The sequence below is a fragment of the Leucothrix mucor DSM 2157 genome (assembly GCF_000419525.1).
GTDB classification, from domain to species: domain Bacteria; phylum Pseudomonadota; class Gammaproteobacteria; order Thiotrichales; family Thiotrichaceae; genus Leucothrix; species Leucothrix mucor.
This window is the reverse complement of record NZ_ATTE01000001.1, coordinates 328,270-343,854: the sequence shown is the minus strand read 5'-3', so window position 1 is coordinate 343,854 and position 15,585 is coordinate 328,270. Positions and strand designations below refer to the sequence as shown.

The 15,585-nt window shown below is 47.1% G+C and carries 10 protein-coding genes; 5 read left to right on the top strand and 5 right to left on the bottom strand.

Annotated features, from left to right (window positions below):
- Positions 1-6: 6 nt before the first annotated feature.
- The 3 genes from LEUMU_RS0101590 to LEUMU_RS0101585 form a co-directional block, all read right to left on the bottom strand.
- A complete protein-coding gene (locus LEUMU_RS0101590; RefSeq protein ID WP_022950528.1) occupies positions 7-1,656 on the bottom strand; it encodes a two-component system sensor histidine kinase NtrB in 1,650 nt (549 codons plus the stop codon).
- A complete protein-coding gene (locus LEUMU_RS29395; RefSeq protein ID WP_425411582.1) occupies positions 1,623-1,850 on the bottom strand; it encodes a PP0621 family protein in 228 nt (75 codons plus the stop codon). Before LEUMU_RS29395 ends, LEUMU_RS0101590 begins: the two co-directional genes overlap by 34 nt.
- A 69-nt stretch (positions 1,851-1,919) precedes the next feature.
- Complete coding sequence (locus LEUMU_RS0101585; protein ID WP_022950527.1) at positions 1,920-2,507, bottom strand: hypothetical protein; 588 nt, start codon at positions 2,505-2,507, stop codon at positions 1,920-1,922.
- A gap of 158 nt (positions 2,508-2,665) precedes the next feature.
- Between LEUMU_RS0101585 and LEUMU_RS24110 the strand changes: the two genes are divergently transcribed.
- From LEUMU_RS24110 to LEUMU_RS0101560, 5 genes are all read left to right on the top strand, one after another.
- The gene (locus LEUMU_RS24110; RefSeq protein ID WP_022950526.1) at positions 2,666-4,648 is read left to right on the top strand and encodes a tRNA(Met) cytidine acetyltransferase TmcA; all 1,983 of its coding nucleotides are present in this window, start codon (positions 2,666-2,668) and stop codon (positions 4,646-4,648) included.
- Between the two features lie 30 nt (positions 4,649-4,678).
- The gene (locus LEUMU_RS0101575; RefSeq protein WP_022950525.1) at positions 4,679-5,341 is read left to right on the top strand and encodes a hypothetical protein; all 663 of its coding nucleotides are present in this window, start codon (positions 4,679-4,681) and stop codon (positions 5,339-5,341) included.
- A gap of 140 nt (positions 5,342-5,481) precedes the next feature.
- A complete protein-coding gene (locus LEUMU_RS0101570) occupies positions 5,482-6,537 on the top strand; it encodes an efflux RND transporter periplasmic adaptor subunit (protein ID WP_084708000.1) in 1,056 nt (351 codons plus the stop codon).
- Complete coding sequence (locus LEUMU_RS0101565; protein WP_022950523.1) at positions 6,538-9,726, top strand: efflux RND transporter permease subunit; 3,189 nt, start codon at positions 6,538-6,540, stop codon at positions 9,724-9,726.
- An 11-nt stretch (positions 9,727-9,737) separates the two neighbouring features.
- Entirely contained in the window at positions 9,738-10,445 is a 708-nt protein-coding gene (locus LEUMU_RS0101560; RefSeq protein WP_022950522.1) for a metal-dependent hydrolase, read from the top strand.
- Positions 10,446-10,643: 198 nt separating this feature from the next.
- On the opposite strand, the gene pgi is transcribed toward LEUMU_RS0101560, so the two are convergent.
- On the bottom strand, positions 10,644-12,323 hold the full coding sequence (pgi, locus tag LEUMU_RS0101555; protein ID WP_022950521.1) for a glucose-6-phosphate isomerase: 1,680 nt from the start codon (positions 12,321-12,323) through the stop codon (positions 10,644-10,646).
- A 214-nt stretch (positions 12,324-12,537) separates the two neighbouring features.
- Positions 12,538-15,105, bottom strand: a complete 2,568-nt coding sequence (locus LEUMU_RS0101550; protein WP_022950520.1) for an Ig-like domain-containing protein — start codon at positions 15,103-15,105, stop codon at positions 12,538-12,540.
- Positions 15,106-15,585: the final 480 nt, after the last annotated feature.

The window sequence follows — 15,585 nt, the reverse complement described above, 5'->3', positions numbered from 1 at the left end:
TCTATTTTAATTATGTTTACTGTGCGCAAAGACGATTCTAAAACAACTACCCCGACCATTAAGCTGAACGTACTCAAGATTTGCGCCATTACTCAAACATAATTCACGCGCCATGAATAATCCCAGACCGGTTCCTTTAGTGCTGGTGGTATAAAACGGCTCAAATAAACGCTCTCGCGCCACTTCGGTAATCCCGACACCATTATCAATCACACTCAAAATCAGGTCACGAGTGTGGGCTGGCTGGCTGCATTGAATATCTAATTGCAGCTCTTCAGAGTCTTCGTGGGCATACTTTTCCGCATTTCGGCAGAGATTCCACATGATCTGATCAAAGTGGTTTGGGTCAAATTGGATTTCAGCATCCAACGGCTCTACATGCAAATTCACCTGTCGCATCGTCAGCGAGGAGCGACGCACAAAATCTTCACGGAATTTTTGCAGCCATTGGCCCAGCGCAATATTTTCACGGCTGGCTTCCCGCTTGCGTGAAAGGTTCAGTACACTTTCAATCGTGGTGTTCATGCGCTTAGAGTTTTCCTGAATGATCTGCACCATGCGTTGATCGGGCTTGGTGAGTTCAGGAGACTCGGATAATAACTGTGCGGCGTGGCTAATCGCACCCAGTGGATTACGAATTTCATGCGCGATATTAGCCGTCAACTGACCTAATGAAGCCATCTTAACGCCCTGCTGCTTTTCACGCTGCGCGCTGGTGTCTTCAAGATAAATCAGGGATGCGCCACTGGAGCGAGTCCCTAATTGGGCCAAACGAAAGCTTAGCTCAGTGGTTTTCCAGTGCTTAATGTCGTAACTCACGACCTTCGGGCAAACATTAGCAACCCAGTGTTTGTAATGTGCATTCAACTCAGGGGCAAAATCACGCAAGGGTTTACTGCGCCAATCTGCTGGACGGCCCAGCATATCCCACGCCGTTGGATTCATATGGCGAATAACGCCAGTGCGCTCCACTACCAAAATGCCGGTTTGTAGCTGATCTAAAATGGATTGATTGAGTTGGGATAAGTTCGCTAGGTCAACACCACGACGTTTAGCAAGCTCAGCGGTAATTGAGGCTTTTTCAAACCATTTCCCTAACATCCAGGATGCAGAAAAGATAAATAAAGTCAAAATGCCGGCATAAGATAAGTCGGATGCACTTCGCTGTGCTTCCTGCTGCATATAGAATTCAATACCCAGCAAGGCGGTAATACTGATCGCTGAGATCATCAGCGAGACCTGACCAGGCTTTAGAATGTTTTGCAGAATAATCGGTAAGCCCAGCAAGATTCCCATACCGGAATGCAAGCCACCGCTGGAAAAAATCAGTCCTAACAGAAAGCTAATATCGAGAACGGGGTGCATGAAAATCTGCACGTTATAACTGGGCCAGCGGAAGTGCGCATTAAAAATAGCGATCACCGCAATCACCGTAAAACTATTTAATACCCACTCAAAGAGAGAGGCATCGTAGCTACCCAGTTGCATGGGCATATTAGCGGTGAGGGTAAGTAGCTGAAGTACCCCCACCAAAATCAGGCGGTAGATACTATAAAGCTGAATCGGGCTCCACGGATTTTGGTGCAGCGTAAAGGCGGAATGTGCCTGATTATCGTTACTGATTAATTGTGAGGCTTGGCGTGCTCGAGACTGCAAAAGGTTTTATCCCCTATTTTTATGGCTTCATTATCTGGAATATGTAGCCCGCACTCCTCACAAGACACCATTTTGAGGCGTTTCTGATTTTGCCCCAATGTACGATTGTCGGATTTTGCTTGACGACTACGCCATAACCTTAACGCATACAAGCTGACTGCCAGCAGAACAACCACTAAAAACAAACGAAACATAAAGAACCCTTAAACGGAATCGCAAATCGAGACGATTAAGAATACTGGAAACCCTAGGCGCTAGCGACTTTATTCGACACCGGCACCCAAAAACATGCGCACCACCTGATCATCTTCAAACGAGAAAATCAAACCGCCATAGACAGAGCCTGCCATAAAGCTTTCGCCGGGCGCAGAATGTTCAGTATCTTCGTAATCAGCATAGGCCGCCATAACCTCACTTTCGCTACTGCCAATATGAATACCGCGAGCTGTCGTCAATTTGCTGGGGGCGCTGATTGCAATGGAAGAGACAATTTGTGACACATTCGGATCAGCTGTACTCATTTGCAGTTTCACTCCACATTCCGGGTAATCCCACTCTTGAATGATCTCGCCAATACCTTCCCAGAATACTGGCTCGCCTTTGATAGCTCCACAGTCGATTAGCGGGGTGAGTTCCGCAATTTCCATATCCAGCTTTAGACCGCCAAATGATTCTTCACGGATTAGGGAAAATTCGTCGATATCAGATGGAGAAATGACTTCCGACGTTGTGACTGAAGCCAATGAGAAATTAGACCTCACTGGATCATGCTTTGATACTGAATCTTCCGCTGGTTCTGAACAGGCAGTTACAGCGATGGCTAAAGCCACCACCTTAATTATTTTAAACATACCGCCTCCCAATTTATGGTCATGTTTTATTATAGCTAACTGGTATGATGTTTCGCTTCTTATGAAGGCTAAGATTGTATGTTAAGAAACAAGTTCCCTACTGAGCCAAAACCGATGAACGGCCCCATCCATGCAGCAGGATGCATAGAGGCTCAGCAATGAACCCGCATCATCGGCAGTTTTTTGCTTTGGTCGGCGATCAATTAAGCAGGCTGGGATCCTTACTTGCCAATCGAAAAGTGCTTTGGGTAACCGAAAAAACGCTTAAAAACGGCGCAGCTCTGCCCTATTCCAAAGCAATTACGCAACTTGGGCAAGAGTGGGATTGGGTGGTATTAGATGCTTTGGACGCCTTTCCAGCGAATGCTTTAGGCGTGATTAGCGGCACCATTCGAGGTGGTGGCGGTTTGATTTTACTCCTGCCGGAAGGCGCTGATCGCTATCAACATCCTGTATTTTTCCGACGAATGGTTCAATGTTTTCATGCGCAGAGTATTCCACTAATCACCTCAGAAATGCCATTGCCTGCTTTAGAGAATCCTCCAAATTTAAGCGACAGTCACGAGCACATCATCTTAAATGAGGAGCAGTTGCAGGTTGTTGAGGCAGTTAAACGGGTTCTGCATGGGCATCGCAGACGCCCTCTGGTATTGACGGCTGATCGGGGCCGTGGGAAATCAACAGCACTGGGCGTGACGGCTGATGCGTTATTAAATGAGCGCGAGTTAACCATTATTGTCAGCGCTCCGGCACGCGCCATGATTCAACCCTTACTTAATCAAGCAGGCCATCATTCGGGCTTACGTTATGTTGCGCCGGATCAGTTAGATCAGGAGCGCCCACAAGCCGACTTGGTGATTATTGATGAAGCCGGAGCCATTCCCGGACCGCTACTCACACGCCTGCTACAACACTATTCACGCATTGTATTTTCGACCACCACCCACGGTTATGAAGGCAATGGACGTGGTTTTGCTATCCGCTTCAAGCACCAACTCAATCGCCTAACACCCAATTGGAATGTAATTAAACTGCAACAAGCCGTACGCTGGGGAAGTCATGACCCATTGGAGCAGCTGGTTAATGACTTGCTTCTGCTGGATGCTGAGCCTTTAGAGTTAACTGGCACACAGCTCAGCGCTGATGAGCTTAAATATCAATATCTCAGCCGAGAAGACTTACTAAACCAAGAGCCACTATTGCGGCAATTGTTTGGTTTATTAGTCACTGCGCATTACCAAACACGGCCCAGTGATTTATTACAGCTACTGGATAACCCCGCCCTGAGTATTCATATTCTGAGTTCTGGAGATTGCCTGCTGGCCGTGGCGCTAGTGAGTCGCGAAGGCAGCTTAGACCCAGCAATCACCGAACAAATTTATCAGGGAAAGCGCCGCCCTGCCGGCCATTTAGTCCCGCAAATCCTGTCCTATCAGTTAGGTCTGCCAGAAGCGACACAATTATCAACTGATCGCATAATGCGCATTGCGGTACACCCCGACTGCCAGCAGCAAGGCTTAGGTAAAACCTTACTCGCGTCAATCAAACAGCAATCTACGGCTGATTATCTATCTACTAGTTTCGGAATCTCTGCTGAGTTGTTATACTTTTGGCAATCGACTGCCTATAATTTGGCACATCTTGGTTTGAAACGAGAAGCCAGTAGTGGTTATCACTCAGCGATTATGTTGTGCCCGCTTACCCCCGCAGGCCAGCAATTACAGCGACACAGCGCTGTACGATTTACCCGACAATTTGTAGCTCAGCTCAGCGACGCGTTAAAACACCTTGAACCAGAACTGACACTGAAACTGCTAATGGCGATTAACCCGGAAGCGCCGCAAGCCGATCAATTTATGCAACAAGATATCCATCGCTTTGCTAACGCTCAGGTTGGATATGATTTGGTCATCGCAAGTTTATCCGCCTGGCTTCCCGCAGCTTTATCGCGGTCGGCGGTCAGCTTGTCGGATCAGTCTGCAAAACTGCTGATCCTGCGTGTATTACAGCATCACGACTGGGCTTATTGTTGTCAGGCCTTAGGGCTAAACGGCAAGCAACAAGCCTTGCAAACGATGCAAAACGCCGTCGCTGTACTCGCTGGTCAGTTGAGCGATACGGATTATCCAAGGAAGGATTAACGCAACATCAAAGAGCACTAAACTGCCGCCATGAGAGACTTCAAAACATCCATTTTTCGCGCGCTTGCGCTATTATTTCTGCTCGCTGCTGGTGTGCTATTCTGCATTGCACTGGTGGAAACCGTGTTTGTCACCACTGAACAGGCCGTACAAGGCTACTGGATCATGCTGGTCGGCTGGATGGGGTTTATGATTTTTCAATTTGCATGGTTTGCAAACCCATTAGCACTGTTGGCATTACTACTGATTCGTAAGCGCCCTTGGTGGGCTTTAGCCACCAGTGTGCTGTCGCTATTGTGCTTGTCGCAAGCGTTCTTATTCAGTGAAATTCCAACTGATACCTCAGGCCAAAGTATTGCCGTTGTTTCGCGCGGAATTGGCTTTTATTGCTGGGTAGCCAGTATTGCCTGTGTATTTTACGGCACTATTATGATGTTGATCTATCGTGCTTTTAAGCGTGATGCCATGCTGGTTAGCTCATCAGTTTCGGAGACCGTTGTCGCCACACCGGTTGCTCCACCAAAAACTAAACCTGTAGTCGCTAAAAACAAAAAGAAAAGCACCAAAAATAAAACAGCTACCCCACTGGCTCCACCACCGGAAGAAGTACTCAATCCAAACAAAGTGCCAGTATTTCATAAAAATGCGCTAAGCATTCCCGATGGCCCAATCAGTACACCAAGTAACCCCTAACCCTACAATCTATCAGTATTTTATTTTTAAAAGCCGCCCAAGCTGCCGAAAATCAGACATTATTGACATCTTTAGCCACTTAGCCAATGCTTGAGCAGGTTGGAAATTATTCGGGCTGAAGATTGGGTTTGTGGCAATTTATGATAATACGTATTTGCACGGTAGTAGTGCTATGGGGAATAACTGCAGCAATGCCGCTCTCAGCGGCAGACAACGCTGACCCTACAAGTAAAATTGAAGGCGAAGTCGAGCAACTTCGCGTCACCACGCAAGCCCTTTCTGAACTGGTAATTACTGCAGAATACAGCGCTCCTGCCCGAGTAATTAGCTTAAATGACAGTGGTATCAGCGCTGAAGTTCAGGGGCGCGCCTTAAGCATATCTGCGGAAGTTGGCGATCAAGTCAGCAAGGGAAAACTGCTGTTAGAGCTGGATTGCCGCGACTATAGCAATCTCAAACAACAAGCTGCTGCCGCTCTCAAACTTAGCAGAACGCAGTACGACTTAGCTCGCAAACAGTTCACGCGTAATCAGCAGTTATTACGTCGCAATGTAATTTCCCGTGATAGTTTTGATCAGGTTGAGTCCCAATTATTGACTAGCGAAGCCGATATGCGCCTGAAACAAACCAGCATTGATGCGGCTGAGTTATCGATTTCCCGTTGCAAAATTTACGCGCCATTTTCAGGACAAGTCACTGCCCGCAATGTACAACAAGGCCAGTTAGTCACACCCGGCATGCAGGTATTTCAGTTATTACAAACCGATAAACTGGAAATCGAAGCCGACTTATCCCCTAGCGAACTGGTTAAAGCCAAGGCTAGTGATGCTTTGTTTTTTACCAGTGGTGAGCTTAGCCAGAGAGTCAGAATTCGCAGTGTACTAAACCAGTTAAATACGGCCAGTAATACACAGCACATCCGGCTTGAAGCCAATACACCCAATTCATCTATTATCAGCGGTTTGAATGGCCGTTTACAGTGGAAGGATGGCACCCAAAAAATTCCCGCTGAATACATGGTGCGTCGCGATAATGCGCTAGGTATTATGTTGGCAGAAGACGGCAAAGCGAAGTTTCATGCCATTCCATATGCCATAGAGGGGCAGCCGGCTGCGGTTAAACTTCCTGGTACTAGTCAGGTGATTATCGTGAACCGTTTCTCAGTAAGCACTGGCCAGCGAATTCGCGTCAATTAAATGTACAGATTACTCTTAAAAAACCACGTACTGGCCAACCTCACGTTCATTCTTGTGTTGGCAATTGGCTATCTGTCGTATCAGGGCATGCCGCGCCAGCAAGACCCTACTATCAACTTTAACTGGATTAGTATTCTCACCATTCTTCCCGGTGCTTCGGCACAAGATGTGGAAAGCCGGATTACTGACCCGCTGGAAGATGCGCTGAATGGCATTGCAGACATCAATTTTGTCTCTAGTAACAGCCGCGAAAACACCTCCAGTATTCTGGTGCGCTTTGAAGATTTAGCGCCCGAGGTTTATGACAAGCGCTTGGCAGATTTAAGGCGTGAGTTGCAAAGCGCTCAAGCTCTGCTACCCAGCGAAGCGATTGAATCAGAGATTATTGAAATCACCTCGGGCAATGCGTTTCCTGCCGCTATCGTCGCAGTCACTACACTGGCTGATGATGAGCTACTACGCAAAAGTGCACGCAGTACAGAGCAAAGTATTGAGCAAATGTCTGGGGTGGATCGGGTCGATACGATCGCATTGGATGACCCCGAACTGCAAATTAACTTTAACCCTGATGCGCTGGAAGCTCATGGCTTGCTACCGGGACAATTATCCGATGCGCTCCAGTTATGGTTTCAAGATAGCGCCGCCGGCACCATGGATGTTGGTCGCCAAAGCTGGCTGGTGCGCATGGTTGGCAAAACCTCTGATCCATCCAAAGTCAGCGCCATGCCAATCCCTTCTGCGCAGGGTGAAGTTAATTTAGGTCGCTTGGCCACCGTGCAACGCGCCCGTAAAAAAGCCTCCGAAGAAGCTCGCATTGACGGCAAGCCAGCCGTGATGTTGCTAGTCATGAAGCAGGATAATACCAATGTACTCGACCTGATTGACCGCTTAAGAACCTGGGTCGATGAGCAAAATGAAGTCAATGCCAGCACTGGTGTCGCTCTGCAACTGGTTGATGACCAAACCCTGCCCACCCAAAAAGCCATTAATATCATGCAAAGCAATGCCTTAATTGGTTTATTGCTAGTGCTACTGGTGGCGTGGCTGTTTCTTGGCACTCAAATTGCGGTGCTAACGGCTATCGGTATTCCCTTTATCTTAGCGCTTACCTTTTGGGTGCTGTCGGCCACTGGCGAGACTCTGAATGTCACTGTGCTACTTGGTGTGGTGATTGTGCTTGGAATGCTGGTCGATGATGCCGTGGTGGTGGTGGAGTCCATCTATTATCGCCTGCAACGTGGGATGAATGCGCTGGATGCCTCCGTAGAATCCATGAAGGAAGTTGCATTGCCGGTGACTACTGCGGTGTTAACGACGATTGCTGCCTTTTTACCACTCATGTTACTGCCCGGCATTCTCGGCAAATTCATGAAAGTTATTCCAATGGTAGTGACTATTGCCTTGGCTATCAGCCTGATTGAAGCCTTCTGGATGCTGCCTTCGCACATCACTGGCGCTAATATTAACCTGCAAAAAAAGTTACGCATTCAGCGCTGGCGTGAATCAGCCATTCATTGGATTCAGCTGAAATATTCCAAAACACTAATTCGTGCCCTACGCTGGCCAAAAATGACCTTTGCGGTGATTCTATTCTGCTTTTTTAGTGCCATTGGCGTGCTGTCTGCCGGACTCATCAAAGTTGACTTTTTTGCTGGCGATGCGCTCAGAATTTTTTATGTGAATGTGGAGATGAATGCTTCCACACCGCTAGGTGAAACCTTAAAGAAAACCCTCGAAGTCGAAGCGCAAGTCAAAAAGCATTTGCAGCCCAATGATGCCCGTTCCGTCGCTGTTTATTCTGGCTTAATGCTGACCGAAACAGCGCCGCTTAATGGTGATCAGTACGGTCAAATTGTCGTGAGTTTGTTGCCAGAAGCCGACGGCGCGCGCGATGTTTATGAAATTATCGAAGAAATGCGTAAAGACGTGACCGGCGTTGTCGGCGCGAAGAATATTTCATTTTTAGCGATGGCCTCAGGCCCGCCATCCAGCAAGCCAATCAGTGTGAAAGTGCGTGGTGATGGCTACGCTGAAATTCAAGCCGCCAGCGCTGACCTCAGCAATGTACTAGAAAATATCAAAGGCATTAAAGACATCACCAATGATGCCAGTCGTGGGCGCATGGAACTCACGCTGGAAATGAATCACGACGCGATTCGCCGAGCGGGGGTTAATCCTAGCGATGTGACCCGCACCATTCGCCTATTAGTGGATGGCGAAATTGTCTCTGAAATGCAGGACAATGGTGAAAAGCTGCAAATACGGGTTAAATCTGCCACCACCCAAACCGATGATATTGGCAAGCTACTCAATTTCCGTATGCCATTGCCTAGTGGTGGGACGGTTCCACTGCGCAGTCTGGTGGATGACAGTCGCAAAATATCACTGGGTAATATTCGCCATTACAATTTCCGCAAAGCAATTACGCTGGAAGCCGATCTAATCAAGCTCACGGAGCCTGAGGACTTCTGGGATTGTCGTCTTGATCCTGCCATCAATGGCACTGAACGAGACTATGATCAATGCCAAATCGACACAGTCACTGCCAATGATTTATTAAAACAAGGTTGGGAGCAATATCGCAGCAAGTATCCTAATGTTGATCTCGATTTCTCTGGTCAACTAGATGATATCAATGAAAGTCTGGACTCAATCGGGCTACTTTTCCTGATTGGTATCGGACTGATGTATTTGATTCTAGGTACTCAGTTTAAAAGCTATTTCCAGCCGTTTATGATTCTGGCGACTGTGCCATTGGCTTTTACCGGTGTGGTACTAGGTTTGCTGGTCACACAAAACCCTCTCAGTTTGTATACTCTATATGGAGTGGTCGCCTTGGCGGGCATTGCGGTGAATGCGGCAATTGTATTAATATCCGCCGCCAATGACCGCTTCAATGCGGGAATGAGTGTAGTACATTCTGTGGTTTACTCAGCAAGACGACGGGTGATTCCAATCCTGATCACTACCCTTACGACCATTGCCGGCCTATTTTCACTGGCAACCGGCATTGGTGGAAAATCCTTAGTGTGGGGACCAGTAGCAACAGCAATTGTCTGGGGTGTTGGCTTCTCAGCCTTATTGACTCTGTTCACCATTCCAACGCTGTATTTAGCCGGAATGACACGCAAAGTTCGCAAACAACAACGTAAAGCAGCCAAACTCGCTGCTCAATTATCCGAAAAATAATTCCTGATTATATGGCTAACTTTAATACGCACATAAGCACTGCGGCAGTGGTATCTGGTTTGTTAAGCACCTTATGTTTGCAGGTCGGCTTTGTGAATTCTGACAATGCAATGGTATTGATTCTGATCGGAACTATCGGTGGAATTTTGCCGGATATCGACCTGCACTACTCCTACCCCAGTCGAATAATATTTTCGGTACTTGGCATTATTGCAGCCTTATTTTGGGTGGTGTCTGAGGAAAACTCCCGCTCGGTGGTTGAGCTTTGGTTGGTCGGCTTGGCCATTTATTTATTCATCCGTTATGGCCTCTGGCGAATTTTCAATATTTACACCAAGCACCGTGGAGCCATTCACTCAATTGCCGCCGCTGCATTATCCGGTTTGGCTACCACGGCCATTAGCTATCAGATCTTTGAAAAGAGCGACTTTTTGTCATGGTTGATGGGATTCTTTATGTTTAGCGGCTTTATTCTGCATTTGCTGCTGGATGAGCTGTATAGCGTGGACTTTATGAACCGTCGGATCAAACGCTCGTTTGGCACGGCACTAAAAGTAGTTGATAGCAAGCAGCCTTACGGTAGTGGATTTATTATCGCGCTATCACTAGCGATATGGTTTGCAACACCCAGTGCAGTTATTTTTGTGGATACCTTGCTGTCCGGTGAAACCTATTCGCTGATCTGGCACCGAATGCTGCCAGAGAACTTGCCGTTTTAACTCAGAAGCATTCTGTTATTTCGCATAAGTTGATGCGCTAACTGCACTAACTGCACTAACTGCACTAACTGCACTAACTGCACTAACTGCACTAACTGCACTAACTGCACTAACTGCAGCTTAGCCCATCAGCTTGATAAACAGGAGTCTTCGAGTTAAAAAATAAGGATTAACCCGAAGACACCCAGTCAGCTTAACTTATGACTCGCGATTCTGGCGGAACCAATTAAGCAATCCAGCCGTTGATGAGTCATGTTCAAACTTATCATCGCCACTTTCAATTTCCTGCAGGATGTTTTTAGCCAGCTTTTTACCTAACTCAACACCCCACTGATCATAAGAATTCACATCCCAGATCACCCCCTGCACAAATATCTTATGCTCATACATCGCCACCAAACTACCCAGATTGAACGGCGTTAGCTGCTTCATCACAATCGAGTTAGTCGGTTGATTCCCTTCAAAATACATATGCGGCAAACGCAACTCAGCTGCTTCACCGGTAATACCTGCCTGAGTGAGCTCGGCACGAGTTTCTTCCAGTGTGCGCCCACGCATTAGCGCTTCGGTTTGTGCTAAAAAGTTCGAGGTCAGAATATCGGTGTGATGCTGATTACCAGAATGAGACTGAATCGACGCGATAAAGTCTGCGGGAATGACTCGGGTTCCTTGATGCAATAACTGATAGAACGCGTGTTGCCCATTAATGCCCTCAGCACCCCACACAATCGGGCCCGTTGAATAGCTGACGGCCTTGCCTTCACGATTGACCGACTTACCATTACTCTCCATATCCGCCTGCTCAAGGTAAGCCGGCAGTAAACCTAGGTTATGGTCATACGGTAGAATAACTTGGGATTCCGCTTCAAAGAAGTTGGCATACCAAATACCAAGCAACGCCAGAATGACCGGTAGATTGCTTTCCAGTGGCTTCTCAACAAAGTGCTTATCCATATCATGAGCACCTGCTAACAACTGCTCATAGTTATCCATGCCCACATATAAAATAATGGACAAACCAACCGCAGACCACAGTGAGTAACGACCGCCAACCCAATCCCAGAAGCTGAACATATTTGCAGTATCAATTCCGAAAGCAGACACCGCAGATTCATTGGTGGAAACCGCGACAAAGTGCTTGGCAATAGCGGATTCATCAGTACCAGGCTGGTCTAGGAACCATGCTCGGGCGCTTTTAGCATTAGTTAGCGTTTCTTGAGTTGTAAAGGTTTTTGACGCGACAATAAATAAGGTGGTTTCAGGGCGTAGCTTTTTTACAATCTGGGTGATCTGCATGGCATCCACATTGGATACGAAATGCACATTGAGGTTATCAGAGGCATACGGCTTAAGTGCAGTACACACCATATTCGGACCTAAGTCAGAACCACCAATACCGATATTCACAATGTCAGTAATCGCTTCGCCAGTGAAGCCTTTCCACTCACCAGAACGCACCCACTCACTGAATACACGCATTTTATCCAGCTCGGCATTCACATCTGGCATGACATTCTCGCCATCGCAGCTGACTGGCGTATTGGAGCGATTACGCAATGCGGTATGTAATACGGCGCGATCTTCAGTGTTATTGATTTTTTCACCAGAGAATAGCTTGTTACGCATGGTTGGCAAATCAGCTTGACGAGCCAGATCAAATAACAGGGATAGCGTTTCATCAGTGATGCGATTTTTGGAGTAATCCAGTAATAGCTCACCCTGCTGCGCTGAGAAGTTCTCGAAGCGCTTGGGGTCTTGCTCAAATAAATCCAGCATGTGCACAGATTTTAGTGTGTCGAAGTGCTCTGCCAAAGCCTGCCAAGCCGGACTATTAATCAATGTCGTGTCTTCTGGTATCGCTCTTCTCACTGCTCGCATACTCACTGCCTCTTAAAATTGTTCATTATTGAATTTCCACCTAAGCGCTAATAGCATAAGGCAAAATACGGGACAAATCATGCACCTATATTTTAAAAAGCGGCCCTCAGACTAAAAATCACAATACTCAAATGACCGGCACAAAAAAGCCGCGAACAAGTCGCGGCTTTTTTAAGGCTATCCTTAGCCGGTTAGTTTATTCATGAAGATGCAATTACTTCTTCACGTTATCTGAATAAACCATGACCAATGCACTATCAGTCATTCCTGTTTCATCTTCAATTGCGTAGTAGAACATATCCGATCCATCGAATTTTTCTCCCGGCGTGTAGACAATTTTGTTATCTACGATCTGAGTCGTTCCACTCTTACCGTTGTCAACCGCCGTAATTTTCAAACCCTTACCTGTATCATTCTCCAATACATCTAACGTAATCGAGCCATGAATACTCTCGAAGAAGTCATCTGAATTTGCGCCGATACAGACCATGGTACAAACATCACTATTACCGCCGCTAACATCAATGGTTACTGTTGCAGTCGCACTGCCGCCATTGCCATCAACAATCGTGTAAGTGAAGCTGTCTTTACCTGAGAAGCCAGTATCAGGGGTGTACATCAGTACACCGGTAGAGGCCTCTGTAACCATTCCGTTAGACCCTTGGCTAAAGCCACTCACACTGATGCTATCGCCATCCGGATCACTATCATTAGCTAATACCGAAACATTCACTGAACTACCAGATTTAACCGATGCAGAGTCATTGCCTGCAGTCGGGTCTTGATTGCTGCCACCCGTCGTTACTGCACTGATGGTAACGGTAACTGTTGCTTGTGAAGTCTGACTACCATCAGTGATAGTGTAAGTAAAGGTATCCTGCCCTACATAATCAGTCGGCGCATGATAAACAAGGTTGGTTCCTGAATTAGTAACCGTACCGCCATTACTAGTTGCAGAGACTGACAAAATCGTCAATGTATTGTTATCAGCATCGGTATCGTTCGCTAACACATCCAAAGTTACTGAATCGTTCTGGTAGATTTTCTGAGCATCATCAACGGCAACCGGGCCATTATTACCATTATCAACAACTGTTGTTGTGCTGCCAGCGGTGGTGCGGTAGGTATCAACATTACGGTTGTGCTGGATGTTGTTACGCAGACCACGAGTAATCCAAGCCGGTGTCGTCGCAATCGCTTCTGTACGCCAGATAACACGTGGAGTACCCGGAGCGCCTGCCGATACCATGATATCCGTTGTTCCAGTCTGAACATTACGTACACCAACCTGCACATTCTTAGTGCCTGTCTGAATACGCTTGTAACCTGCGATCACATTGCGGTAGCCATTCTGTACACGTTGAGTGCTAGTACGACCTGCTGATCCGGCACTGGTTTGACGCTCAGTAACATACTCAATATCAACACGGCGATTTTTGAAGTCCTGATCCGCAGTTGTTGGGTACTTAGGATGTGACTTACCCAGACCACGAGCAATCAGATGACTTGGATTGAAGCCTTGTGAAATCATGAAATTGCGAACCACTGATGCACGCTCTTCTGACAGCTCCTGATCACGGCGAGGATCGCCCAAACCACAGCTGTTACCGGTAATACGAATATTACCTTTGTAGCCATGCTTGCGAATTTCAGCCGCAATCTGCAACAAACGCTGCTTAGCGGATGGAATCAATACTGCGCTGCCATACTTAAAGAATGTCTGGCCTTCCAACTCAACCGTACTCTTGGTAGCGTGAGTGCCGCCAGTGGTTACCGTCTTGTTTACATAAATCGGCTGCTTCTTATAGATAGGCTGCTGCTTGTAAACCGGCTGGCTCTTATAAATTGGCTGCTGCTTGTAGACAGGCTTCTTCGCATAGGTTGCAGGCGTTGCTTGTCCCGGAATCTCAACCCGCACACGGCGATAGCGCTGATCAGGCTGATAAATATTAGAACCACCAAAGTCATAGTGATAGCTCAGGCTTGCTGATGTATCAGTATCATCCGAATCAACATACTCTTCGCCGCCCTGCTTGCGAGAGGCTGATACATCTAAACCAACACTGTGTGGCGTACCTGCAAAGAACTTCTCAATACCGGCAGATACCGTGGTCATCATTGCACGATCTTCATTATCGGCTTGCTCTGTTCCCCACTGGTAATCCAAACCAGCACGTACCCGAGTATTAGAGCCTGGCAGGAACTTACCTACACTACCACCAACGCCATAGTCGAATGCTTTTTCATACACGGCTTTGCCAGTACTGCTGTCATGGCTGACCAAACGCTTATCTGAAACACCTTTGCTGACATGACCTTCCCAAGAACCCGCTTCACGCTCCTGACCGTAACCAACGGTTACTTTTGCATGATCATCAACATTACGGTCATAGGCTGCAAATGCCTTGTTTACGTGAGTTGCATTCCCCTGCCCATCACGTGACACCCAGTTATGGTTGATTTGAACACCACCCGCATCAACACCCTTGTCTTCGCCTTCCAGATCAAAGCCTGCCCAAAGTCCACCACTGGTAGAACTATTCTGAGTTTCAGAGAACACATGACTAATATCAGCACTAGCATCGCCATCATCAGTAATGCTGGCACCAACACGGGTACGCCCACCCACATATTGATGGCTCAGACTACCCACTTGCTGGGCATCCTGATACTGCACGTCCTGATTCTCGCCTGCCATCAGCTGAGTGGATAACACCGCCGCAGAGCTTAAAACGATTGGCAAACAAGCCCACTTGTAGGTATTTCTATTTTTAGATGTCATAATCTGGTTCTCTCTCATAACTTAGTTGTTATTTAATCCGGCTGTCAGGCAGACTCTGAAAGCCTGAGTAAATAGCCCACTTGCATCACTAATTGATCATGGGATAAGTATGAAGCGAATAAACCGTTTGCGAATTCCCTCCTATCAGCAGATAGATACAATTTATGCCATTCTTCGATTCTAAGATGCCGTTCGTTTTTGAGATGGTAAATTGATCAGAATTTTATTAGTTGAAACGGTGCCGCTGAATCAGAGTTTGGGCTATACTCGGGCGAGTAAATGACGAAAGGCTAGCTGGTGGCAATCCATAATTTTATGAAAAAGACTCTCTCCTAATGCGGATTTTGAATTACTTTCCGTTGTTTGCCTTCTTCTTATTCGGCTACTATGCTTTAGCCGCTATCGGGGTATTCCCCCGTGAATTGAACCGTGCACTTTTTAGCGTACACTTACCGTCTGAACAACTATGGACCCCCACCA

Excerpts from the sequence above, each read along its gene's own strand:
- LEUMU_RS29395 (WP_425411582.1), bottom strand. The coding sequence starts at position 1,850 with ATGTTTCGTTTGTTTTTAGTGGTTGTTCTGCTGGCAGTCAGCTTGTAT.
- LEUMU_RS0101585 (WP_022950527.1), bottom strand. The coding sequence starts at position 2,507 with ATGTTTAAAATAATTAAGGTGGTGGCTTTAGCCATCGCTGTAACTGCC.
- LEUMU_RS24110 (WP_022950526.1), top strand. The coding sequence starts at position 2,666 with ATGAACCCGCATCATCGGCAGTTTTTTGCTTTGGTCGGCGATCAATTA.
- LEUMU_RS0101575 (WP_022950525.1), top strand. The coding sequence starts at position 4,679 with ATGAGAGACTTCAAAACATCCATTTTTCGCGCGCTTGCGCTATTATTT.
- LEUMU_RS0101570 (WP_084708000.1), top strand. The coding sequence starts at position 5,482 with ATGATAATACGTATTTGCACGGTAGTAGTGCTATGGGGAATAACTGCA.
- LEUMU_RS0101565 (WP_022950523.1), top strand. The coding sequence starts at position 6,538 with ATGTACAGATTACTCTTAAAAAACCACGTACTGGCCAACCTCACGTTC.
- LEUMU_RS0101560 (WP_022950522.1), top strand. The coding sequence starts at position 9,738 with ATGGCTAACTTTAATACGCACATAAGCACTGCGGCAGTGGTATCTGGT.
- pgi (WP_022950521.1), bottom strand. The coding sequence starts at position 12,323 with ATGCGAGCAGTGAGAAGAGCGATACCAGAAGACACGACATTGATTAAT.
- LEUMU_RS0101550 (WP_022950520.1), bottom strand. The coding sequence starts at position 15,105 with ATGACATCTAAAAATAGAAATACCTACAAGTGGGCTTGTTTGCCAATC.